The sequence below is a fragment of the Arthrobacter sp. NPDC056886 genome, assembly GCF_042788715.1.
Classification (GTDB): domain Bacteria; phylum Actinomycetota; class Actinomycetes; order Actinomycetales; family Micrococcaceae; genus Arthrobacter.
This window is the reverse complement of record NZ_JBHUBT010000001.1, coordinates 373075-395674: the sequence shown is the minus strand read 5'-3', so window position 1 is coordinate 395674 and position 22600 is coordinate 373075. Positions and strand designations below refer to the sequence as shown.

Genomic DNA, 22600 nt, shown 5'->3' with positions numbered 1-22600 from the left:
TCGCGGGCGCCGGACGGCCCGGCGCGCGTATTCCAGCTAAACCATGATACCCCTTGGGGTATCACGCATGCTCTGGACGGCACGTCCCTGCCGCACCCCCAAATGTAGTCCGTCAACCTGGCCTGTCCACCCAGCCTGCCGGGCTCCGGCTAGCCTGCGGGACGGTCTTGCTGGTAGACATCCGGGATACCGTCGTGGTCCGAGTCGATCTTTTCTTCCTCCTCCGCCTGGCGGTACTGCTTGTTGCGGACACGGAGCACCGCAGCCGCGAGGAGGGCCGCGATCACTGAGGCCGCGAGGATCCCGACCTTCGCGTGGTCATCGTGGACGGTGCCCTGGCCAAAGCTCAGTTCGGCCACGAGCAGCGAGACCGTGAAACCAATACCGGCAAGGATGGACAACCCAAAGACGTCGATCCACTTGAAGGAACGGTCCAGCCTGGCCCGCGTGGCCTTGGTGATGAGCCAGGTGGTGCCGAGGATTCCGGCCGGTTTTCCGAGCACGAGGGCCAGGACAATACCCACAGCAACGGGGTCCGTCAGGGCGGCACCAAGGCCCTGCCAGCCGCCGACGGCCACCCCGGCCGAAAAGAACGCGAAGACCGGAACCGCGAATCCAGCCGAGATCGGACGGAACCGGTGCTCAAAGATTTCCGCGAGGCCCGGTCCGGCCTCGGGCCCGCCGCTGGCCTGGGAACGCCTAACGGGAACCGCAAAGCCCAGCAGGACCCCGGCCACGGTGGCGTGGATGCCCGAGGCGTGGACCAGCGCCCACGTGGTGGCGCCGAGCGGCAGCAGGATCACCCACGCGGCCAGCGCGTGCAGGCCGAAAAACCGGCGGTATTTCTGTACCAGGAGCGTATACAGGCCCAGCGGGAGCAGGGCCAGCAGGAGCGGCACGGGATGGAGTTCGCTTGTGTAGAAGACCGCGATGATGGTGATGGCCAGAAGGTCGTCCACGACGGCGAGGGTGAGCAGGAAGATCCGCAGTGCACTGGGAAGGTGGGAACCGATGATTGCCAGCACGGCGAGGGCGAAGGCGATGTCAGTGGCGGTGGGGATCGCCCAGCCGTGCAGCGCCTCGGGGCCGGCGAGGTTGACTGCCGCATAGATGAGGGCGGGTACGGCCACGCCGCCCACGGCGGCAGCCACCGGGACCACCGATTTGTTGAATTGGCGGAGGTCCCCGGCGACGAACTCGCGCTTGAGCTCGAGCCCGACCAGGAAGAAGAAGATGGCCAGCAGGCCGTCGGCGGCCCATGCGCCCAGGCTCAGGTCCAGATGCCAGGGCCCGTAGCCGAGGGTGAAGTCGCGCAGCGCGAAGTAACTCTCAGAGGCCGGGGAATTGGCCCAGATCAGGGCGATCGCCGCCGCCGCGACCAGCAGCGCGCCGCCCACGGTTTCCTTGCGGAGGATTTCGCCGATTCGCAGGGCCTCGGCGTAACTGCCGCGGCCGAAAACGGTGAGACGAGGGGGTGCGGGAGTAGGTGGCAGGGCGCTCATGGAGTCCTCAAAATGGGGTCGACGGAACTATGCCGACCAGACTTCCCGGCGCACCTTGGTCCAGTCTATTGGCATTCGCCGGCCCGGTGACGCCTCGCAGGACGCGGACCGGGTGCCAGTCCGGCAGGCCGGCGCGTTCCGGCCGGGCCGGGTTCCAGTCCTCCGGCCGGGCCGGCCGGGTTTCAGACCAGCAGCTGCTGCACGAGTTCACGGCATTTCCGGTAGGCGGGAGCCTTTGGATCAATGAGCGCAAAGTGATCGCCCGGGACCTTCAGCAACTGGACCGGCGCACCGGCCGCCTTGGCTGCGCCGGCGTAGGTCTCGGACTGGCTGACCGGCACACTGTCATCCTCCGTGCCGTGAACGGCATATACGGGCACGCCGAGTGGCACCGCGCTCATGGGGTCTGCAAATTTGTGCCGTTTGGGATACTTCTCCGACGAGCCGCCCAGGAAGTTGCTGACGGCGCCGTTGCTGAGGTTGAGCCGCTCGGCGGCCGCGAGGTTGAGCACCCCCGACTGACTGACGACGCCGGTAAGCTGCACCGCGCCGTCGTCGTCGCCACGGCGCGCGAGCTGGCGGTCCGCGTCCGGGGCTCCGAGCCCGGAGAGCCGGCTGCGTCCCGCCGCCCAGACCGCCAAGTGGCCGCCCGCCGAGTGGCCCAGGGCCACCACCCGGTCCAACCCGAGGCCGTGCTCGTCTGCGAGTTCCCCGAGCTTGTCGATTCCGGACAGGATGTCGGCAAAGGTGTTGGGCCAGCCTCCGCCGTTGCCGGCCCGCCGGTACTCCAGGTTCCAGGCTGCCATGCCGTGCGCGGCGAGGTCCTTGGCAAGCGGCTCCCCCAGTTCTGCGCCGTACTGCGAACGCCAGTACCCGCCATGGATCACCACCACCACGCCCTTGGGCGCGGCGACCTCCGGAAGGAAGAGCTCACCCCACTGGCTGGGGTCCTCGCCATACTGGTACTTCTGCCTCTTCACAGCGTCCTCCTTGGGGCCCGGTGAACAGGCGGCGGAGACTGCCCCCAGAGTCACCGCCGCTGCGGCAGCGATCATATATGCCGCCGCATTTCAGCCATGTGCTGAGCCTACCTTGGGCGCCAAGCGGCCCCGCGCAGGCCGGGCTCCGCACGCCGCCCTTGCACATCGCCCTGGAACACGGCCCGACGGCGGCGGCTGCTGGAGAGCCTGCGGGCCGGTGTCGGCGGTGCGCCGTAAGCTGGATCCATGGCGAGCAACTGGGACCGTTTGGACTTGAGCCTGCGCGATTCCGTGCAGGAGAACGTGGAACTGTACGAGCGGGTCCGGCCTGCCCTGAAGCTGGTCACCCGGGAGGTCCTGCTCACGCTGCGGACCATGCTCAAGGACACCGAGGTCACGCCGTTGTTCGTCACCGGCCGCACCAAGACAGTTGAATCTTTCCGCGAGAAGATTTCCCGCACGGAAGAACCGCTGGAGCCGGGCGGGCCGCCTGTTCTGAAGTTCCCGGACCCGTTCCGGACCCTGAACGACATGGTGGGTATCCGTGTAATCACCAAACTGCCGGCGGAGAACGCGGTGGTGGCCAACCTGATCAAGCGCCAGCGCCAGCTCTTCGACTGCCGCGGGGACCGCGAAAAGGACATCGGCTCGATCGAGTCCGGCACCTACGGCTACTCCAGCCGGCACCTGATCCTGCGGACCATCCAGAACGAGGCCGTCAAGGACTACCAGCTGGCCTTCAATCCGGACGTCCCGCCGAACGGCAGCTACTTCTTCGAGTGCCAGATTCGTACCGTGTTCGCTCATGCCTGGAGCGAGATCGAGCACGACATCCGCTTCAAGGCCGAGGACCCCCGGGCCTGGACCCCGCACTTCGACCGCCAGTTCACCGCCACGGCCGCCATGCTGGAGACCGTGGAAAGTGCGTTCTCCGACCTGCACGAACGCTACGAGGAGGTCCGCGGTTACTGGGATATGGAGGGCGAGGGTGCCGCGCAGCTGACGCCCAACCGGATCCGCGACGTTTGGCGGACCCTGCTGCCGCACGTGGACCGGAAGGTCGACGACGACTGGGGTTGGGCCGCGGAGCTCATGGCCGCCCACGGCCTCAACCAGACCGTGCAGCTCGCCGGGCTGCTCAGCGCCAACCGGATCACCGAGGTCCGCAAGGCTCTGGACCACCGCTACTCCCCCGGCCCGGACCGGCTCCTCGATGACCTGCTGCTGTGGCAGTACGGCACCGAACACATCGAGCTCACCGCCGAGCCGGCCGACGCCGTCCCGCACCCCCGGCGCGACAGCCTCCTCCGGCGGCTCAAGCAGATCGAGCGGTACCGGCTCACCCAGGGCTAGCGCCGGACGGCCTGCGTCCGCGGATGCCCTGCCTGCCTGCCTGCCTGCCTGCCTGCCTGCCTGGATTTTCCCCACTTTTGAATGTGCGACGCCGGGACACTCCGGCGTTTCTGTGCGACACGCCGGGCACCGGCTTCAAAGGTGGGGAAATTCGGCGCCGCCTGCGACCTACTTGTGGGCGTAGGTGAGGCAATCAGCGTTGTCGACGCCCGGTCCCACGTGAACTTCGGACGCCTTGCACATCAGATGGTCGTTGTGGGTGCATTCAGTACGCTGGCAGGCGCCGACGTCGGCCAGCACCTTGGGGAGCCCGCCGTGCACACCGATGTCGATGAAGGTCGCGCAGGAGGCATGGTCTTCAGCGCCGCCGACGGTAATGGCGGCCGCGTTGCAGTGGGAGTGATCATTGAAGGAGCAATTGCTCACGCTGCAGTCGGCTACGTGCGTCGTCATTGGATTTTCCTCCATGCTCCGGCCACCCCGGACGGGCGGCGCCGTGGTTCCACGCTAGGCCGCACCAGGGCAAACAAAAAGACCCAAACGTGTGACCTAATGCCGCCCGGGAGGTGGCCAAAATCTGACATATTTGTCTGACAGGTGGTCACGAAGTAGTCAGTCCGTGGATGCCGGTGGCACCATTCTTGGATGCTTGAGGCAACTAAAACTCCAAATACCGCCCGTGACGCCAGCGCTGCCGCCGATGTACCGGCCAATCCCGCCCTCGCCGCCGAGGCAAAGATCGCCCGGATCGCGGTGACCATCTTCCCGATCCTCGTGGTGGTGGCCGGGCTCGCCGGCTTCCTGCTTCCCGGGGCCTTCAAACCGCTCGCCCCCAGCGTGCCCTTCCTGCTGGGCATCATCATGTTCTGCATGGGTCTGACGCTGACGCCGCCCGATTTCGCCTCGGTGGCCAAGCGCCCCTGGGCCGTGGTCCTGGGAATCGTGGCGCACTACGTCATCATGCCGGGGGCCGGCTGGCTGATCGCAATCGCCCTGAACCTGCCACCCGAGCTGGCTGTAGGTCTGATCCTGGTGGGCTGTGCGCCGTCCGGGACCGCGTCCAACGTGATGGCCTTCCTGGCCAAGGGCGACGTTGCCCTCTCCGTGGCCGTCGCTTCCGTGTCCACCCTGATCGCCCCGATCGTGACACCGCTGCTCGTACTGTTCTTGGCCGGCTCCTACCTGCAGATTGACGCCGGAGCCATGGTCCAGGACATCGTCAAGACCGTCCTCCTGCCCGTCATTGCCGGTCTGCTGGCCCGGCTGTTCCTCAAGAAGCTCGTCGCGAAGGTGCTGCCGGTCCTGCCCTGGGCCTCCGCCGTCGTGATTTCCCTGATCGTCGCGATCGTGGTGGCAGGCAGCGCCAGCAAGATCGTCGCCGCCGGCGGGATCGTGTTCCTCGCCGTGGTGCTGCACAACGGCTTCGGCCTGGGTCTGGGCTATCTGGCCGGCAAGCTGGGGCGCTTGGATGACAAGGCCCGCCGGGCGCTGGCCTTCGAGGTCGGCATGCAAAACTCGGGGCTGGCCGCCACGCTGGCCACGGCGCACTTCAGCCCGCTGACCGCGCTGCCATCCGCCGTGTTCTCGCTCTGGCACAATATCTCCGGCGCGATCGTCGCCGCGTGGCTGGCCCGGCGCCCCCTCCAGCAGGACACAGCACCTGAGGCCGCCGCGCTGAAAGCCTAAGGCGGGGGTCTAGCTCCGGAGCCTGGCGAGCAGCGCCGTGACGGCTCGCTCGGCCAGGACTTGGGGGCTGTCCGTTCCGAGGACCACATCGTAGCCGCCCTGGACACCGGGGCTGCCGGCCCCGGCGTCGTCCGCAATGAGCACCTGGGCCATGCCGCGGGCGGCGAGTTCCGCCATGGTCCCCGAATCGTCGCCGGTCTCCGGCGCGCAGGTGTGGATTACGCCGTCGGCGCCGCCGGAGAGCATGAACTGCCGCCAGGCCCCGCCCAACAGGACGACGGCCTGGTAGCCGTGCTCCGGCAGGATTCCGGCCAGTGCCGTGGCGATGGCCCTGTCCCGCGGCTGTTCGAGGTCCGCGACGGCCACGGCCACCAGTTCCGTCCGACCGCGGCGCATTCCCTGGGCGGCACGGTTGGCCACGTAGCCAAGGTCGCGGACCGCGGAGTGCACCCGGTCCTGGGTGGCCTGGCTGATCCGGGTGGTGCCGCCGGAGCGGCCGGAGAGCACGTAGGAGACGGTGGTCAGGGATACCCCGGCCGTCTCCGCGACGTCGCGGATGGTGGGCTTGGATCCATGCCGCACGTGTTGCTCCCGGGTACTTCGGCGCCGCGAATGCGCGGCGGCTGAGGCGATACTGGCACGGTGCGGAAGTCGCGCCGGCCTGTTCTGCACTCTATCGCCGGGATGGACTCTCTCGCCTCAGCCGCCGGCGTGACCGGCGGGCAGGTCCTTGGTGAATGCCAGCGGTCCGATAGTTTCCGGGTCGGCGGAGAGATCGAACTGGGCCTCGTAGCCGGTGTTCAGGTAGAGGTGCTTCGCCTCCGGCTGCCGGGGGCCGGTGGTCAGATAGACCTTCCGGTAGCCACGGCGGGCGGCGAGCGCCTCCAGTTCGGTGAGGACAAACCGGGCCAGTCCGCGGCGGCGATGGGCCGAATGCGTCCAGATCCGCTTGAACTCGGCGGTCTGCGGGCCGTGCCGCCGGAAGGCGCCGCCCGCCACGGATTCACCGTTCTCGCGCACAATTAACAGGGCCCCGCCAGGCGCCGCGAATTCCTCGGCCGGGTAGCGGTTGAGTTCTTCCGCGGCGGCTCCCCGGCCGAAGAGGTTGCCGTAGCGGGTGTCATATTCGAGCGCGAGCTCATCCAGGAGCGGACGGACCCTGGGATCGCTCATGGGGAGGCTGAGGACCGTCAGCGTGGAGCCGTCCGCGGGTCTGCTTTCGACGGGACGGGTCTCCGCGGGGGTGTGTAGTGGTGATGGGGTCATGACGGGTCCTTTCCGCCGGCGGCGGCCTGGGGTACCGGCTGGCCGGTGTTGGCTGGCTCACTGCCCGCTTGCTGGTTGTTGGCTTGCTCGTTGCTGCCCTGGCCGTTGTTGGGGCCGGCCAGCAGGTTCAGGATGCGCCGGGCCAGGGCGTCGTTTTCGCGGAACGGTGCGGCGTTGGTGCCGGGCCGGGCGAAGGCGCCGGCGCCCCAGCCGGAGGTGCCGGGCCCGACGCCGAACAGCCGCTCGCGCCGCTCCCCCACCGGACTGATCAGCTCGTTGGAGGCGGACACCAGGAGGCGCCCGGTCGCATGTGTGCCGTCTGCGGTCAGAAGCTGCTGCTCGGTGCCAAGCCCGGAGGTGTGCAGCTGGCGCAGCAGCGGGTTCGCGGAGCGGGTCACCGACGGCGCCGGGAGCCGGGCCTCGATCAGTGCCGCCGCTGACACGGTGAGCCCGGACTGGGCCGAGCGGGCGACAAACCGTCCCGAGTACTCCGCGGCCTCGATCTCCAGCCCGGGGCCGATGAACCGCAGCAGCCCGGCCTGGTGGATCGCCAGCATCTCCCGCAGCCTGCGTGGCGGCGGCCCGGAGTCGACGAAGCTGAAGAAGCCGTGCCACCAGCCCTGGACGTCGCGCTGCGACCGCCCGTTCAGCCGCTCCGACGGGACCAGCCGGCCCAGGTCCATGTAGGACTTGAGCAGGGAAATGAACAGGGCCAGCGTCTCCGAATGGTCCGGCCCGGTGCGTAATTCAAGGTCGCGGCCGATGTACCCCGCCACCGCGGCCTGGACATCCGCGTGGCCGGCGAAAACCCGGCCCGCGAAGGGATGGTCCAGCCGTTCGAGGTCCAGGTGGAGCTCAGCGTCCGGGACGGACTCGGCAACCAGGCGCTGGCGGTCCTGGCTGTACCACTCCGCGGCGGCGAACCGCTCGGCGAATTCCGGCCACCCCATCCGGACCCGCCCCGGGTAGCCGGTGAACAGCTCGCGGTAGTACGCGTAGCCGGCATCCTTGGCGATCAGGGGCCACAGCTGGTCGCGGAAGTCCAGCTCGCCGGGCGCGTCCAGCAATGCCGCGACGGCGTCCGCGGTGAAGAACGCAGGCTCTGCCGCCGCGTCACCGCGCAGGGTGGAGGTGATCTTGGAGTGGTAGGGCACGCCGCGGCGGGACCCGGCCCACAACCGTGGCTCGGCACCGGAGGGCAGGTAGCGCAGGCCGCCGTCGGGCAGCTCCTCGAACCTGCCGCCGCGGCCCTCCATGAGCAGGACCAGCAGGTCCACGAACGCCAGGCCCATGCCGGAGACGATCACGTCCTGGCCGGCGGCGAGCGGCGAGTAGTCGACGTCGGTGGTGTAGCTGGGCGCCGCGTGGAACGCGCCGTGCCGGGCGGCAAAAGCGGCCCACGCGGCGGACTCCTCATCCGGCAGCGAATCAGTGTGCCCCAGGGAGGCGACCACGACGTCGGCGTGCAGCACCGCGCCGCCGGCCAGCCGGACACGGTAGCGTTCCGGGCCCTGCGCCGGTACGCCGTGTTGCCTGCCCTGTTCCGGTCCACGCCGTTCGGGTTCGGTCTGTACAGGTTCGACGGCGGACGCCGTGTTCCGGTGCACCGTGACGGTGACGTCCGGCCCGAGGGCGGCGACGGAGCGGCGGAAGAACCATTCAAGGTAGACACTCTGCAGCTGCCGGGTGGGGAAGGTGGTGCCGGTGAGGGCGGCCAGTTGGCGCCGGAGTTCCTGCGCCAGCTCCGGAATGTCCGCGATGGAGCCGTCCAGGACCCCGGCGGCCCAGTCCGCCAGGCCGGGACCTTCGACGGCCGGCCCCTCGCACTGGACCGAGGCATCGGTGAACATCGTGACGTCCGCCGCGGCGGAGTTGAGCATCAGCCCGGGGTGCTGTTCGTAGCGCCAGATCCTGCCGGCGCCCGGGGTGTGCGGTTCCACGACGTGGATCTGGAGCGCGCCGGTGAGCAGCTCCGGCCGGTTGGCGGCAAGGCGTTCCAGCAGCCCGGCCGTGCGCGGGCCGCCGCCGATGAGGACCACGGATGGGGCATTCACTGGCATGACGGTCTCCTGGCTCTGGTGCGGAGCCCTCATGCTAGGCACCGGAAACGGGGCCGGTCGAGGCGCCGGTCACGGCCGTTCACCCCGCGTAACGCGGCGTAAATCGAGGCAAGAATTCGTCGTGTGACGCCGTGCGAACCTGCGTGAACGTATGCAACTTTCCGCCTTGCCGCGCGTTTTCGGCGGCCCCTAGATTGGCAGCCAACCGTACCCCCACAGCAACTGGAAGAAGCGAGGTGGCGCATGAGTTCAACAGCAACCCCGGTGGCGCAGTCCGCCCCGGTGCCGGCGTCCGCCGGCGTCGAATCCGCATCCGAAACCGCACCGCCCGGCACCGCCGGCCCCGCAACCGCGGCCGGCCCCGGAACCACACCCTCCGAAACGGCCGGCTCCGGTTCACCGGGCCGGCAGGCAGCCACCGATTATGCCGACTACCGGCTGGTCCCAGCCCGGCACCCGTGGCGCTGGGTGGGCACCGCCGTCGTCGCCCTGGGCGTGGCGGGCATTGCCTGGTCCCTGGCCACCAACCCGCGCTGGGAGTGGGGCGTGGTGGCGCAGTGGTTCACCGCGCAGTCGATTGTGAACGGACTGCTGGAGACCCTGAAGCTGACGGCGATCTCCGGGGCACTCGGGTTCATCCTGGGGTTCATCCTGGCCCTGATGCGGCTCTCCGCGTCCCCGCTGCTGGTCTCCGTCTCCTGGACCTTCTCCTGGATCTTCCGCTCCACGCCGCTGCTGGTGCAGATGCTGCTCTGGTACAACCTGGGCTACCTCTACGAGAAAATCAGCCTTGGCATTCCGTTCACAGACGTGCGTTTCTTCGAGGCGCAGACCACCACCCTGATCAGCCAGTTCGCCGCGGCGGTCCTCGGCCTGACCCTGAACCAGGCCGCCTACTCCGCCGAGATCATCCGCGGCGGCATCCTCTCCGTGGACCAGGGCCAGCTCGAGGCCGCAACCGCCCTGGGCATTCCGGCGTGGCGGCGCTCCACCAGAATCGTCCTACCCCAGGCCATGCGGGCCATCCTGCCCACCGCCTTCAACGAGGTGATCGGCTTGGTCAAGGGCACCTCGATTGTCTATGTCCTGGCCTACTCCGAGCTGTTCTACACCGTCCAGGTCATCTACAACCGGACCCAGCAGGTCCTGCCGCTGCTGCTCGTGGCCACCCTCTGGTACGTCGTGATCACCTCGGTGCTGAGCGTCTTCCAGTACTACATCGAGCGGCACTACTCCAAGGGCGCCGTCCGCACGCTGCCCCTGACCCCGCTGCAGAAGGCCCGCAAATTCCTTACCACGCATGCGCCCGCACCAAGGGAAACAACCCAGGAAAGGGGCACCCGATGAGCACCGCTGCCACCACCACCCTGCCGGCGCCCGACGCCACTGACGCCGAAACCACGCGCGGCCTCGTCGAGATCACCAAGGTCCGCAAGTCCTTCGGGGCCACGGAAGTCCTCAAGGGCATCACGCTGACGGTCGAGCCCGGCGGCGTGGCCGTGATTGTCGGTCCGTCCGGTTCCGGCAAATCCACCCTCCTGCGCACCATCAACCACCTGGAAAAGGTAGACGCCGGTTTCATCGCGGTCGACGGCACGCTGGTGGGCTACGAGGTCCGTGGGCGCCGGCTCCACGAGCTGCGCGAGAAGGAAATCCTGAAGCAGCGCACCGAGATCGGCATGGTGTTCCAGAACTTCAACCTCTTCCCGCACCTGACCGCGCTGGAAAACGTCACCGAGGCCCCGGTCGTCGCGCCGCGGGCCGGAAAACCCCGGTCGTCCAAGACCGAGGCCCGCGAACGCGGCCTGGAACTGCTGGACCGGGTGGGCTTGAAGGACCGCGCGGGCGCCTACCCTCGCCAGCTGTCCGGCGGCCAGCAACAGCGCGTCGCGATCGCCCGGGCGTTGGCCCTGGACCCCAAGATCCTGCTCTTCGACGAGCCCACCTCGGCCCTGGACCCGGAACTGGTCAACGAGGTCCTGGACGTCATCCGCGAGCTCGCCAAGTCCGGCACCACGCTGATCATCGTCACGCATGAGATGGGCTTCGCCCGCGACGTCGCCGACACGGTGGTGTTCATGGATCAAGGCCAGATCGTCGAGCAAGGCACACCCCAGGAGATTTTCACCAACCCGCAAGAAGAACGCACCCGGAGCTTTTTCTCCAAGGTGATCGAACCCGCTTTCAATATCTAAGGAACACCCATGGCAATCAGCTCCGCCCTCCGCACCGCCCGTCCCAGCACTAGTCCCCGGCGGAAGCGTGCGGCGCTTCCCGCCGTCGTGCTCATCGGCACCCTGTCCGGCACGCTGGCCCTGAGTGCCTGCGCTGATCCCGGCGCCTCCGCGGCCGCCGGCGGGCAGCCGGCGACGACGGCGGCGCGCAACGGCGTCGTCTACAACACCTCGCCGGACCAGCAGCGCATCCGGGCCGAGAAGGATGCGTCCCTGGCCGCGAAGGTCCCAGCGCTGATCGGCAAGGACGGCAAGCTGACCGTGGCCACGACGGCGGGCGCGATTCCGCTGTCCTTCCATGCCACCGACGACAAGACCCCGATCGGCGTCGAGGTGGACCTGGCCCAGCTGGTCGCGGACAAGCTGGGCCTGGCACTGGATGTCCAGGTGACCTCCTGGGAGAACTGGCCGCTGAAAACCCAGTCCGGCGACTTCGAGGCCGTGTTCTCCAATGTGGGCATCAACGCCGCCCGCGTGAAACTCTTCGATTTCTCCAGCTACCGCGCCGCGTACATGGGCTTCGAGGCCAAGAAGAGCTCCAGCTACAACATCAAGGGCTCCGATGACATCTCCGGCCTGAAGATCTCCGTGGGCTCGGGCACCAACCAGGAGAAGATCCTGATCGCCTGGAACAAGGAGCTGGAGGCCAAGGGCAAGGCGCCGGCGGAACTGCAGTACTACTCCTCCGACGCCGACACCATCCTGGCGCTGTCCTCCGGCCGCACGGACCTGAACTTGGCGCCCTACCCGTCCGTCACGTACCGGGAAAACACCCGGGACGACCTCAAGGTGGTGGGCAAGGTCAATGCCGGCTGGCCGTCCGAGACCATGGTCGCGGCCACCACGCTCAAGGGCAACGGCCTTGCCCCGGCCATTACGGACGCACTGAACTCCGCGATCAAGGACGGCTCCTACGCCAAGGTCCTGGACCGCTGGGGACTCTCCGAGGAAGCCCTTCCCGAGTCCACCACCGTCACCGAGGCCAACTTCGGAACCGGCTCCGCAGGGAAAACAAAGTGAGGTTTCAGGTCCTCGACATCATCCCGCACGTGAAAAACCCCGTCACCGGGGCGATCGTCTCCACCGCGGACCGGCTCAACCAGGTGGTGGAGACCGCGCGGCGGGCGGAGGAACTCGGTTATGACAGCTTCTCGGTCGGGGAGCGCCACGCGGGCGAGTTCATCTCCTCCTCCCCCACCACCGTGCTCGCCGCCATCGCCGCCGTGACCACCACGATCCGGCTGCAAAGCGGCGTGACGGTGCTCTCCGTGCTGGACCCGGTGCGGGTCGCGGAGGACTACGCCACGATCGACCAGCTGAGCCGCGGCCGGCTGGAACTGGTGATCGGCAAGGGCAATGAGGTGCTGCAGTACCCGCTGTTCGGCCTGGACCTGGCGGATCAGTGGGAGCTGCTTGCGGAGAAATACGGCCTGCTCCGCCGGCTCTGGACCGAAGAGAACGTCACCTGGTCCGGGACGTTCCGCGCCGCGCTGACAGAGCCCACCACCACGACGCCCCGGCCCTTCGCCGGCGCGCCGCGCGTGTGGCACGGTTCCGCCACGAGCCTGGCCTCGGCGGCCCTGGCGGCGCAGTGGGGCGATCCGCTGTTCACGGCCAATGCGATCCAGCCGCGGGAAAACTACAAGGTGCTCATTGACCACTACCGCGAGGAGTATGCACGGCACGGCCATGATCCCCGGCATCAGTACCTGGGCTCCGGATCCGGCGCCGGCGGGGTGTTCATCGCGGACACCACGCAGGAGGCCAAGCGGCAGTTCGGCCCGGTCTACGAGGCCTTGACGACCGGCAGGAATGTGCCCGGCAACAACTCCCCCTTCCGGGACATCGACCACGCCGTTGCCGAAGGTCCGGCCCTGGTGGGCAGCCCGGAGCAGGTGATCGACAAGATTCTCAGCTACCAGGCGCTCTACGGCCACGACCTGCAGTCCATCTCGCTGCCCACCACGCTGCCCTTCGCCCAGCAGCTGGAAATCCTGGAGCGGTTCGCCCTCGAGGTCATTCCGGCCGTCCGCGCCGCCGCGCCCACCACGCTTTGGGCCGAGGGCGACCCGTACGCCGGCCGCCCGGAAGCCAGCCTCGCCGGCAAGACAGCCGCAGGTACAACAGTCGCCACCGAACTCGACGCCGCCGCCCGCGTCACAGCCGACCACAACAACCACAGGAGCACCCATGTCTACACCCACTGACACCGACGGCCGCTCCCCGGCCGCCCCGGCCCACCGGACGAGTCCCGACGGCCGCGCCGTCGGCGGTCCCGACCGGGAATTCCTGGCCGCCTGGGCGGACTGGCATGCCGCGCACGAGCGCCACCGCGCCGACCCCCACGGCTTCCTCGCCGTCACCCACCTGCACTGGCTCGATTCCTCTCCCGCCCGCCTGGACGGTGCGCCTGGCACGTGGAGCGTGGAGGACGACGCCGTCCGTCTGGTTTTGCGGGCAGGTGAGCGTGTTCTTCGCGATGGGCAGGAACTGAACGCCGACGGCACCGGAGCCACCGTGTTTCTCGGCCCGATTCCCGAACGCGAGGGCCTGAGTCTGCGCGTGGAAGATGCCGGCGCCGGCCATACCGTGATCGAGCTCGCCAAACGCGGCGGCCGCTATGTGGTGAGGCCGCGGCATCCCCTGAATCCGCTGCTCACCGGCTACCGCGGCACACCCGCCTACGCGCCCAACCCTGAATATGCCATTTCAGGAATATTCGTCCCGTTCGCCGAACCGCGGCCCACCACGGTGGGCGCAGCGGTCGAAGGAATCCAGCATGTCTACGAGGCCCCGGGGGAAATCCGTTTCCGGCTCCGGGGTCAGGACCTGAGCCTCACCGCCTTCAACGGCCACACTCCGGGCACACTGTCCGTGCTCTTCACGGACGCGACGTCGGGCAAGAGCACCTACGCGGCCAACCGCTCGCTCACCGTGCCTGCTCCGGGCGCCGGCGGGGCGGTCTCGCTCGACTTCAACCGGGCGGTGAACCTGCCGTGCGCCTACACGGATCTCGCCACCTGTCCGTTGCCGCCGGCCGAGAACCGCCTGCCGGTGGCCATCGAAGCCGGCGAACAGATCCCCTACGAACGACAGGACGCATCATGAGCACCTCTCCCGCGCAAGACGGATCCCTGGGACACGGCCTGCTGCTCCTGGAGCTCGACGGCGCCGGCAGCCACCCAGCCGCGTGGCGGGTTTCCCGCACAGCCCCCACGTCCGTACTGGACCCTGAGCACCTGCGCGGCGCCGTGCTCGCCGCCGAGTCTGCTGGGTTCCACGCGGCGACGTTTTCTGACCCCGGCCTGCAGGACCCCGCGCTGCCGGATCCCGATCACCCGGACCGGGACGCCGCTGCCCGGCTCAACGCCCTGCAGCGCGCCGCGTTCGCGTCTCCCGTGACGCGCACCCTCGCCCTGATCCCGGAAGTGGACACCGTCTACACCGAGCCATTCCACCTCTCAACCCAGCTGGCCAGCCTCGACTACGTCTCGGGCGCGCGGGCCGGCTGGCTGGTGGCCGCCTCATCAAGCGCAGCCGATGCCGCTGCCGTCGGACGGGACACCGTGCGCGGGGAGCGGCTCTCCGGGGAGGCCGCCGATTCCATCGAGGTCAGCCGCCGGCTCTGGGACTCCTGGGAGGACGACGCCGTGATCCGCGATGTCCCCACCGGGCGGTACCTCGATGTCGACAAGCTGCACTACATCGACGTCGAGAACGGCAGCTATTCCGTCAAGGGTCCGTCGATCATTCCGCGACCGCCGCAGGGCCAGCTCCCTGTGCTGGCCCCGGCCGGGCTCCTCACCCCGGAGGCCGTCGCGGCCGGGGCGACCGACGCGCTCCTGGTCTCTGCCCCGACGCCCGAACTCCTGCCCGCCGAGCTCGCGGCGACGCGGGCAGGACTCGCCGCCGGCGGCAGTGGGCCTGCGCTGATTGCCGAGCTCGACGTCGTACTGGACTCCCGTGGCCAGACCGCCACAGAGCGGCTGGCCGGGCTGAACCGCCACACCGGGTGGCAGAGTCCGCGCGCCCGGTTCGTTGGGACGGCGGCTGAACTGACCGAACTGCTCACCGATGTGTTGGCCTGGGCCGACGGCGTCCGCCTGCACCCCGCCGTGCTGGAGACGGATCTTGAGGAACTGTCGCGGTTGGTGCTGCCAGAGCTGCGCCGGCGCGGGCTCCTGGCCCCCAACACTCCGGACGCCACGTTCCGCGAGCAGCTGGGGCTGACGCGGCCCGCCAGCCGCTACGCCACCGCAACCACTGCCGCCGGCGCGGAAAACTAAGGAGCCATCATGAGCCACAGCACCCACCCCGCCACCGACTCCACGCCGTCCGGATTCACGCCGTCCGGGCAGCTCCAGCTGGGCGTCTTCTTCCAGGGCGTCAACTCCGGCACAGTCTGGAAGAGCGCCGAGTCCGGCTCCCAGACCGATTTCGAGTCGTTCCGGCGCATCGCTCAAACCGCCGAGCGCGGCCTGTTCGCGGCGTTCTTCCTCGGCGAGGGCCTGCGGCTGCGCGAGCACCTTGGCCGTCCGCACGCCCTCGACGTCGCCGGCCGTCCCGACGCGCAGACCGCGCTGGCAGCCCTCGCCGCGGTGACGACCAACATCGGCCTGGTCGCCACCCAGAACACCACGTACAACGACCCCGCAGACCTGGCGCACCGGCTCTCCACCCTGGATCTGCTCTCCAACGGCCGCGCGGCCTGGAACATCGTCACCACGGACAACGCCTGGACCGGCGCCAACTTCCGCCGCGGCGGCTACCTGGACCACGCGGACAGGTACACCCACGCGGAGGCCTTCGTGGAAACCGCCAAGCGCATCTGGGACGCGTGGGAGGACGGCGCCATCGCGGCCTCGGCTTCCTCCGCCCGGTGGGCGGCGGAGGGGGCGGTCCGGCGGGTGCGCCACACCGGCAAGCACTACTCCGTGGACGTCACCCCGCGGCTGCCGCGCAGCGCCCAGTACCGGCCGGTGCTGTTCCAGGCCGGGGATTCGCCCGAGGGCCGGGACTTCGCCGCCCGGCAGGCGGACGTCATCTTTTCCGCGCACCCGCAGCTCGACGACGCCCTGGACTTCCGCCGCGACATCGTGGAGCGCACGCTCCGGGCGGGCCGGGGCGCCCAGGACGTGAAGATCATGCCCGCCAGCGAGTTCATCCTGGCCGCCACACCGCAGGAGGCCCTCGAAAAGAAGGCCTGGGTGCGGGAGCTGCAGATCGGCCCGCAGCAGGCCATCGCGTACCTTGAGCAGTTCTGGGGCCGGGAGCTGCAGGGCTACGATCCCGACGGCCCGCTGCCGGACATCGACCCCGTGGTGGAAGAAACCTCCGAAACCCGCGGCAGCGGCTTCCACGGCGCAAAGGCCCGGCAGTTGGCCGACCAGTGGCGGGCCGAGGCCAAGGAGAAGGGCCTGTCCATCCGCCAGTTCGTCTCGGCCAAGACCAGCCGGGGTGACTCCACCTTCACCGGCTCCTACACCGAGGTCGCGGACCGGCTCGCCGAATATGCCCGGACCGGCGCCGTCGACGGCTTCAACATCTCGCCGTGGCTCATCCCCTCCGGGCTCGATGACATCGTCAACCACCTCGTGCCGGAACTCCAGGAGCGCGGCGTGTACCCCACGGAGTACGCGGGCCGCACACTGCGGGAGAACCTCGGCCTGGCCACCCCGGTGCGCGCAGCCGACGACGCCTCAGCCACCGGCGCCCCCGGCCAGGCGGAGGCAGGCGTCGAGGCGGACTCCGTCACGGCACAGGCCTAGCGTCAATCACCATCGGTTGCTCCGTAACCGCCCTATTCGAGGCCTAAAAGGGCCGTTACGGAGCAATCGATGTTCCATTTCCGGCAATCGGAGTTCCAGGCTTGCATCATCAGGCAGACGCAGAGAATCCCCGCCGGAGACATTTCCGGCGGGGATTCCCTGTGTCCGGCACCAGCGGGAACAGGTTGAACTGCATCGATTGCTCCGTAACCGCCCTATTCGAGGCCTAAAAGGGCCGTTACGGAGCAATCGATGTTCCATTCCTGGCAATCGGAGCCCCAGGCATGCAGCACCAAGCAGACGCAGAGAATCCCCGCCGGAGACATTTCCGGCGGGGATTCCCTGTGCTGCATCGATTGCTCCGTAACCGCCCTTTTCGAAGCCCAGAAGGGCCGTTACGGAGCAGTCGGCGCCTCAAGCAATCGGCACTTTCAGGCGGCGGGCTAGCTCTTCGGCAGGCCCGCCGGGTTCAGCTCCGACTTCGCCACGGCCTCCTCGGACAGCCCCCAGCGGTCCAGGATCTTGGCGTAGCTGCCGTCCTGGATCAGGTGGTTCACTCCCGCCTGGGCCGCGGCGGCAAACCCGTTGTCCTTCTTGGTGGTGACCGCGATGCTGGCCTTCAGCGGCCAGCCGCCGTCCACCAGGCCCACCAGCTTGGTCTTGGCGTCGGAAGCAGCTTTATAAGCTGCCGTGGCGTTGGGGCCGAAGGTAAGGTCCGCCCGGCCGGACTGGACGGCCAGCTGGGAGGCGGAGTCGTCGTCGTAATACTGAAACTCCACGGGCTTAAGGCCGTTCTTCTTGTTTTCCTCATCCCAGCGCAGCAGGATCGCCTCCTGGTTGGTGCCGGAGCCCACGATCACGCGCTTGCCGGCGACGTCCGGGGCCGACTCGACCTTGGTAACGCTGCTGTCCGCCTTGGCGTAGAAGCCGAGCTTGTCCTCGCGGTAGCTGGCGAAGTCGAACTTGAGCTTGCGCTCCTCCGTGACGGTGACGTTGGAGAGCACTGCCTCGTACTTGCCAGAATCGACGCCGAGCGGCCAGTCGGCCCACGCGGTCGGGACGATATCCGCCTCCAAGCCCAGCGACTCGGCCAGCGCGACGGCGAGATCCACCTCATTGCCCACCGGGGTCTTGTTGTCCGTGGCGTAAACGGCCAGCGGCGCCGCGAACGGGCTCACTGCCACGGTCAGTTTCCCGTCCTTCTTGATGGCCTCCGGGACCAGCGCGGCGGCCGCGGCATCCGCTGTGACCTTGACGCGGTCCTGCTGCGGAGAGAGGTTGAACTGCTTGACGCCGGAGGACGACGACGGCGCCGCGGACGTGCCGCCGGCAGCGGCGGCGCCCGGATCGGAGCAGGCCGCGAGACCCAGGACGGCTGTGGCCGCCAACGCGACGGCGGCTCCGGACTTGAACGAAAGACTCGACATGGTTTCTCCTTGAAAGAGGTGGTCTGTGGTGCTGGTGCCAGCAACTATCCGGGGCTCGGGAAAGCCGGTCAAAGCGCCCCGAAACCGGATGAAACCAAGGGATATAGGCGGTAATACCCGTTCATCCGGCGTCCGCGGACGCGGCCTGCGGACGCCCGAGTGTTACCGAAGATTGCCCTGCGTGACGTGGCGGGACGGAATTGTTCACGGCCCGCCGCAACTGGCCTAGCCTGCATAGAAGACCTGCAGGGTGACAGCACGACACAGGAGGGGTGAACTTGTCAGTGAGCACGCACCAGAGGACGCACCGGACCACGCACCGGCTCGGCATCAACGCCCCGGCGGACCTTGTCTTCAGCATGCTGCGGGACGCCTCACACTGGCCTTACCTCGACGGCCTGACGGTGTACTCGGAGCGGGTCAGTGGCGACGACGCCGCGCACGAGCTCCGCACGTCCTTGGTGTCCAACGGCTCGCTCAGTTCAAGCCACTGCTGGCGCGTCTTCGATGCCGCCAGCCACCGCGCCGAGTTCCACCAGTTGGATCTCGAATCCCCGCTCCGGGAGCTCGCCGGCGACTGGGAGATCCTGACGGCGGACGGGCTCTCCGTGGTCACCTTGAACCACGAGTTCGAGGTTGACGATGAGCACCTCGCCGAGCGCATCATTGCGATTATCGAGGACTACAGCCGGCGTGAACTGGAGGCGCTCCGGGTCAGCTGCGAACGGTTGTCCGTCCTCCTGCAGCATCACGTCCCGCAGACGCATCCCACCCCGCATCCCCCGCCGCACCCCACAGCAAAGGAGGCCTGAGAATGTCCGAGGTCAGGTTCACAACCGAACGCGACAGCTTCGGCCGGCTTCTCGCGGACCGCGAAGTCTGGCGGCAGGCCACCACCATCGCGGCGGCCGGCGAGCTGACCGCCCGCTGGCTCGAGGGCACCAGCGAATACCAGCCCGGAGTCTTCTCGCCCGGGTTCGACGACGAGACCACGGCCATCGCCGCAGAGCTGGCCCTGCTCAACCGCAACGGGCTGTTCACCAAGGAATCGCAGCCGGGCGTTCAGGCCGGGGGCGTTGCGCAGCGCGCCTATGTGACGGCCTTCTGCAGCGCGGAGACGGCGTCGGCCCTTCTGGCGTTGTCCATGCGTACCGGACTCGTGACGGTTGCGCACGCCCCCGGTGAGACTAGCAGCGCCTCCATCCCGGTGACCCTCCAGGACGGCGACGTGGTGACCGTGCTCGGCAGCAGCGAGGGGCCGGTGGGGGAAGACCAGCTCAGGGACTGGGCAGCAGAGACCAACGAGACGCTGGCCCTGGTTTTGGCGGATGCCTGGTACGTGGAAATTTTCGATCCCGTCTGGGGCCGGAACGATCTCTTGCTGACTTCCGTGTTTGAGGCGCTGCAGGCCGAATAGCCTGCGGGAACGTGCGCCCCCGGACAGTCGGCAGCTACCCGAGGCCGGGAAACTCACATATCGGTCGCGTCCCAGCCGATACTGGCGGCCTCGTCCAAGGTGCGCGACTCGAAATGTTCCAGGATGTCTTTCATTGCCTCGACGCTCTGCTTGAACAGGGCAGAGTCCCGCCACTGCTCAATCTGTTCCAAGGACTCCCAGGGACCGGTGCTGATGAACCGGTTCTTGACGTCGCGGTCGTGCATCAACACCCCTTTGGAATTGGGAAAATCCTCCTTCGTTTTCCTGGCCAGGTCCCGCCAGGCCTGCACAAAATCGTTCTCGCGGCCGGGATGCACCAGCCAGATTCCGAGCGTGTAGACAGACACGTCGATCGCCTCCATTGTACGTACGGGGTTGATACGGCGATTATGTTCCAGTCCCCCGGCCGGCGGTAGGGCCGGATTGCCCGGCGGGCCGGCTCGAGACCCGCTCGGGGCCGCCAAAAGACTGTTGTACGGGCGAAGTGGAAGGCCTAGCATGTGGGCAGGCCCCACTCTGGGACCAGCCCCGGACCTTCCACTATTGGGAGCGGGCACGCTTCGGAGGCCGATGTCCTGGGCGTCACAGGATAGGAAAAACGATGAGCAAATATCTGTTCGAAGCGAACTACGTCGGCGACGGAATCAAGGGCCTCATGCGTGAGGGCGGCACCAAGCGGCGTGACGCGGTGGTCGAAGCCCTCAAATCGGTGGGCGGCACACTGGATAGCTTTTACTACGCCTTCGGGGAAACCGACGTCGTGGGGGTCTTCGATATCCCCGATCAGGCCAACGCCGTCGCGCTGTCGCTGATGATCAATTCCAGCGGTGCCGTGAACCTGCACATGAAGCCGCTCATGACCGCGGAGGATCTCGACGAGGCAACCACGAAGACGCCGTCGTACCGGGCACCGGGGCAATAGATCAAAACAAAGTGCCGCCGGTTTTCGCCGCCTTCGCCGTCGGAGCCAGTAGGCTCGGGGCATGTCACGGGGGAAGTCACAGCGCAAGTCACTCGGCGAGGGAAAACACTGGATGCGCGGCGCCGCGCTGCTGTTGGCGGTGGCCGGCACCGCAGCAGGCCTGGCCGGGTGCGAATACCCCGATGACGTAACAGACCCGACGCCGGCCCCCACCAGGGCCGGTCGGCCGGCACGTTCGCTGCCGCCTCCCCCGCCCGTAGACCCGGGCCTCGCCGATGCCGAGCAGCGCAACCTGGGCGAGCTGGAAGCAGTCCTCGGCGCCCGGCCGGGCGGGCTCGTCCTCGGCGGAACGGGCGGGATCGGCGGCAGCGGATTCCGCATCTCTGCCGCGGCAGTGCCGAAGGGAACCTACACGCTCACCGCCGCCTGCATCGGCGCACCGAACGCGCTCTTGACCGTGTCCCAGGACGGCCTCCGGGGCGGGGGTAGAGCGGAAATGAACCTCGACTGCGGAGCAGCTCAGACAACGCGGGTCGAGCTGAGGGCCGGGCCAGCCCAGATTCAGGGACTCCGTCCCGGCACCGACGCCGCCGGTGCCGAAGTGGCGGGCTTCTGGATGGTCCCGGTCGCACCGGGGTCTTAGCCGGGCACCGGCTGCAGGGCCAACGGCCACGGGCAACGGCTTCGGGGCCAAGGCGAGAAGGCCACCGTCGCCAGGCACCTGGAATGCCGGGCGGGGCCCGTCACCTCATGGGCGGCGGGACCCCGCACCGGCAGTGCCGGAGGATTTAGCCCAGCTGTGCTATGTGGCGCCGTTGTATTCCTCGTCGCTCACGAGGTCACCCTACTCGGAGGCCGCGTCCGCCGGGGCTCAGGTCCCCGGCTCAGCGTCCTAGTTCAGGGTCGCGGTGTCAATCACGAAGCGGTAGCGGACGTCGGAGGCCAGCACGCGCTCGTAGGCGTCGTTGATCTTCGCGGCCGGGATGACCTCGATCTCGGCGCCCAGGCCGTGCTCAGCGCAGAAGTTAAGCATTTCCTGGGTTTCGCGGATGCCGCCGATGGCCGAGCCGGCGAAGGAGCGGCGCCCCATGATCAGGGAGAACACGTTCACCGGGAGCGGCTCCGCGGGCGCGCCAACGTTGACCAGTGCGCCGTCGAGGGACAGCAGCTGCAGGTAAGCGCTGATGTCGATCGCGGCACTGACCGTGTTGATGATCAGATCAAAGGTGCCGGCGAGTTCCGTGAAGGTGTTTTCGTCGCTCGTGGCGTAGTAGTGGTCCGCGCCCAGGCGAAGCCCGTCTTCCTGCTTCTTCAGCGACTGGGACAGTACGGTGACGTCGGCGCCCATAGCGTGGGCGATCTTGACTGCCATGTGGCCCAGTCCGCCCAAACCGACGATCGCCACCTTTTTGCCGGGGCCCGCGCCCCAGTGGTTCAGAGGCGAGTAGGTGGTGATGCCGGCGCACAGCAGCGGTGCGGCGACGTCGAGCTCGATGCCCTCCGGGATGGTGACCACGAAGTCCTCGGCCACCACTACGTGGGTGGAATAGCCGCCCTGGGTGACGGTGCCGTCACGGTCGACGGCGCCGTAGGTTCCGGTCATTCCCTTGAGGCAGTACTGCTCCTCGCCGGCCTGGCAGTTGACGCACTCGCCGCAGGAGTTGACCATGCAGCCGACGCCGACGCGGTCGCCGACGGTGTGCCTGGTCACGGCGGAGCCGATCTCGGTGACGATCCCGGCGATTTCATGGCCGGGAACCAAGGGGTAGGTCTGCGGACCCCAGTCGCCGCGGACGGTGTGGATGTCCGAATGGCAGATCCCGGCGAACTTGATCTCGATCAGGACATCGTGCGGGCCCACGTCGCGGCGCTCGATGGTGGTGAGGGCGAGCGGCTCTGTCGCGGAAGGTGATGCGTAAGCGTTGACGGTAAGCAATGAAACTCCTGCTTGTTGATCGTTGGGG

General features: G+C 68.2%; 22 protein-coding genes. 13 read left to right on the top strand and 9 right to left on the bottom strand.

Features of this window, described 5'->3' with window-relative positions; genetic code table 11:
• Window positions 1–149 precede the first annotated feature (149 nt).
• Together nhaA and ACFRJ8_RS01895 are read right to left on the bottom strand one after the other, a co-directional pair.
• On the bottom strand, window positions 150–1502 hold the full coding sequence (gene nhaA / locus ACFRJ8_RS01900; protein WP_377984453.1) for a Na+/H+ antiporter NhaA: 1353 nt from the start codon (window positions 1500–1502) through the stop codon (window positions 150–152).
• Between the two features lie 182 nt (window positions 1503–1684).
• Window positions 1685–2482, bottom strand: a complete 798-nt coding sequence (locus ACFRJ8_RS01895; RefSeq protein WP_377984452.1) for an alpha/beta hydrolase — start codon at window positions 2480–2482, stop codon at window positions 1685–1687.
• A gap of 246 nt (window positions 2483–2728) precedes the next feature.
• On the opposite strand from ACFRJ8_RS01895, the gene ACFRJ8_RS01890 reads away from it, so the two are divergent.
• Window positions 2729–3835 carry a GTP pyrophosphokinase family protein gene (locus ACFRJ8_RS01890; protein WP_377984451.1) on the top strand — a complete coding sequence of 369 codons (1107 nt, stop codon included), beginning with the start codon at window positions 2729–2731 and terminating at the stop codon, window positions 3833–3835.
• Between the two features lie 168 nt (window positions 3836–4003).
• On the opposite strand, the gene ACFRJ8_RS01885 is transcribed toward ACFRJ8_RS01890, so the two are convergent.
• A complete protein-coding gene (locus ACFRJ8_RS01885) occupies window positions 4004–4288 on the bottom strand; it encodes a DUF1540 domain-containing protein (protein ID WP_377984450.1) in 285 nt (94 codons plus the stop codon).
• 192 nt (window positions 4289–4480) lie between these two features.
• Here ACFRJ8_RS01885 and ACFRJ8_RS01880 point away from each other — a divergent pair, with 192 nt between their 5' ends.
• Window positions 4481–5521 (top strand): bile acid:sodium symporter family protein, encoded by a 1041-nt coding sequence (locus tag ACFRJ8_RS01880; RefSeq protein ID WP_377984449.1) that lies wholly within the window; start codon window positions 4481–4483, stop codon window positions 5519–5521.
• A 9-nt stretch (window positions 5522–5530) separates the two neighbouring features.
• Here the strand turns inward: ACFRJ8_RS01880 and ACFRJ8_RS01875 are convergent, their stop codons facing one another.
• From ACFRJ8_RS01875 to ACFRJ8_RS01865, 3 genes are all read right to left on the bottom strand, one after another.
• On the bottom strand, window positions 5531–6103 hold the full coding sequence (locus tag ACFRJ8_RS01875) for a LacI family DNA-binding transcriptional regulator (protein WP_377984448.1): 573 nt from the start codon (window positions 6101–6103) through the stop codon (window positions 5531–5533).
• A gap of 117 nt (window positions 6104–6220) precedes the next feature.
• Window positions 6221–6787, bottom strand: a complete 567-nt coding sequence (locus tag ACFRJ8_RS01870; RefSeq protein WP_377984447.1) for a GNAT family N-acetyltransferase — start codon at window positions 6785–6787, stop codon at window positions 6221–6223.
• On the bottom strand, window positions 6784–8847 hold the full coding sequence (locus tag ACFRJ8_RS01865; protein WP_377984446.1) for an FAD/NAD(P)-binding protein: 2064 nt from the start codon (window positions 8845–8847) through the stop codon (window positions 6784–6786). Before ACFRJ8_RS01865 ends, ACFRJ8_RS01870 begins: the two co-directional genes overlap by 4 nt.
• A gap of 243 nt (window positions 8848–9090) precedes the next feature.
• Between ACFRJ8_RS01865 and ACFRJ8_RS01860 the strand changes: the two genes are divergently transcribed.
• The 7 genes from ACFRJ8_RS01860 to ACFRJ8_RS01830 are packed head-to-tail and all read left to right on the top strand — an operon-like array spanning window position 9091 to window position 16849.
• Entirely contained in the window at window positions 9091–10194 is a 1104-nt protein-coding gene (locus ACFRJ8_RS01860) for an ABC transporter permease subunit (RefSeq protein WP_377984445.1), read from the top strand.
• Window positions 10191–11042 carry an amino acid ABC transporter ATP-binding protein gene (locus ACFRJ8_RS01855; protein WP_377984444.1) on the top strand — a complete coding sequence of 284 codons (852 nt, stop codon included), beginning with the start codon at window positions 10191–10193 and terminating at the stop codon, window positions 11040–11042. The genes ACFRJ8_RS01860 and ACFRJ8_RS01855 overlap by 4 nt, the downstream gene beginning before the upstream one ends.
• A 9-nt stretch (window positions 11043–11051) precedes the next feature.
• Window positions 11052–12101, top strand: a complete 1050-nt coding sequence (locus ACFRJ8_RS01850; RefSeq protein ID WP_377984443.1) for an ABC transporter substrate-binding protein — start codon at window positions 11052–11054, stop codon at window positions 12099–12101.
• Window positions 12098–13288, top strand: a complete 1191-nt coding sequence (locus ACFRJ8_RS01845) for an LLM class flavin-dependent oxidoreductase (protein ID WP_377984442.1) — start codon at window positions 12098–12100, stop codon at window positions 13286–13288. The genes ACFRJ8_RS01850 and ACFRJ8_RS01845 overlap by 4 nt, the downstream gene beginning before the upstream one ends.
• A complete protein-coding gene (locus ACFRJ8_RS01840; RefSeq protein WP_377984441.1) occupies window positions 13272–14189 on the top strand; it encodes a DUF1684 domain-containing protein in 918 nt (305 codons plus the stop codon). The genes ACFRJ8_RS01845 and ACFRJ8_RS01840 overlap by 17 nt, the downstream gene beginning before the upstream one ends.
• The gene (locus ACFRJ8_RS01835; protein ID WP_377984440.1) at window positions 14186–15367 is read left to right on the top strand and encodes an LLM class flavin-dependent oxidoreductase; all 1182 of its coding nucleotides are present in this window, start codon (window positions 14186–14188) and stop codon (window positions 15365–15367) included. Before ACFRJ8_RS01840 ends, ACFRJ8_RS01835 begins: the two co-directional genes overlap by 4 nt.
• 9 nt (window positions 15368–15376) lie before the next feature.
• Complete coding sequence (locus ACFRJ8_RS01830; RefSeq protein ID WP_377984439.1) at window positions 15377–16849, top strand: NtaA/DmoA family FMN-dependent monooxygenase; 1473 nt, start codon at window positions 15377–15379, stop codon at window positions 16847–16849.
• A 443-nt stretch (window positions 16850–17292) separates the two neighbouring features.
• On the opposite strand, the gene ACFRJ8_RS01825 is transcribed toward ACFRJ8_RS01830, so the two are convergent.
• Window positions 17293–18276 (bottom strand): ABC transporter substrate-binding protein, encoded by a 984-nt coding sequence (locus tag ACFRJ8_RS01825; RefSeq protein ID WP_377984438.1) that lies wholly within the window; start codon window positions 18274–18276, stop codon window positions 17293–17295.
• A gap of 284 nt (window positions 18277–18560) precedes the next feature.
• On the opposite strand from ACFRJ8_RS01825, the gene ACFRJ8_RS01820 reads away from it, so the two are divergent.
• Both ACFRJ8_RS01820 and ACFRJ8_RS01815 read left to right on the top strand, forming a co-directional pair.
• Entirely contained in the window at window positions 18561–19088 is a 528-nt protein-coding gene (locus ACFRJ8_RS01820) for a hypothetical protein (protein WP_377984437.1), read from the top strand.
• A gap of 2 nt (window positions 19089–19090) precedes the next feature.
• Entirely contained in the window at window positions 19091–19693 is a 603-nt protein-coding gene (locus ACFRJ8_RS01815; protein ID WP_377984436.1) for a DUF6919 domain-containing protein, read from the top strand.
• A gap of 53 nt (window positions 19694–19746) precedes the next feature.
• Here ACFRJ8_RS01815 and ACFRJ8_RS01810 read toward each other — a convergent pair whose 3' ends face one another.
• Window positions 19747–20076, bottom strand: coding sequence for an antibiotic biosynthesis monooxygenase family protein (locus ACFRJ8_RS01810; protein ID WP_377984435.1), 330 nt, complete (start codon window positions 20074–20076; stop codon window positions 19747–19749).
• Window positions 20077–20315: 239 nt separating this feature from the next.
• On the opposite strand from ACFRJ8_RS01810, the gene ACFRJ8_RS01805 reads away from it, so the two are divergent.
• Window positions 20316–20636, top strand: a complete 321-nt coding sequence (locus ACFRJ8_RS01805; protein ID WP_377984434.1) for a GYD domain-containing protein — start codon at window positions 20316–20318, stop codon at window positions 20634–20636.
• A gap of 61 nt (window positions 20637–20697) precedes the next feature.
• A complete protein-coding gene (locus ACFRJ8_RS01800) occupies window positions 20698–21279 on the top strand; it encodes a hypothetical protein (RefSeq protein WP_377984433.1) in 582 nt (193 codons plus the stop codon).
• Between the two features lie 249 nt (window positions 21280–21528).
• Here ACFRJ8_RS01800 and ACFRJ8_RS01795 read toward each other — a convergent pair whose 3' ends face one another.
• The gene (locus ACFRJ8_RS01795) at window positions 21529–22572 is read right to left on the bottom strand and encodes an NAD(P)-dependent alcohol dehydrogenase (protein WP_377984432.1); all 1044 of its coding nucleotides are present in this window, start codon (window positions 22570–22572) and stop codon (window positions 21529–21531) included.
• Between the last annotated feature and the right edge of the window lie 28 nt (window positions 22573–22600).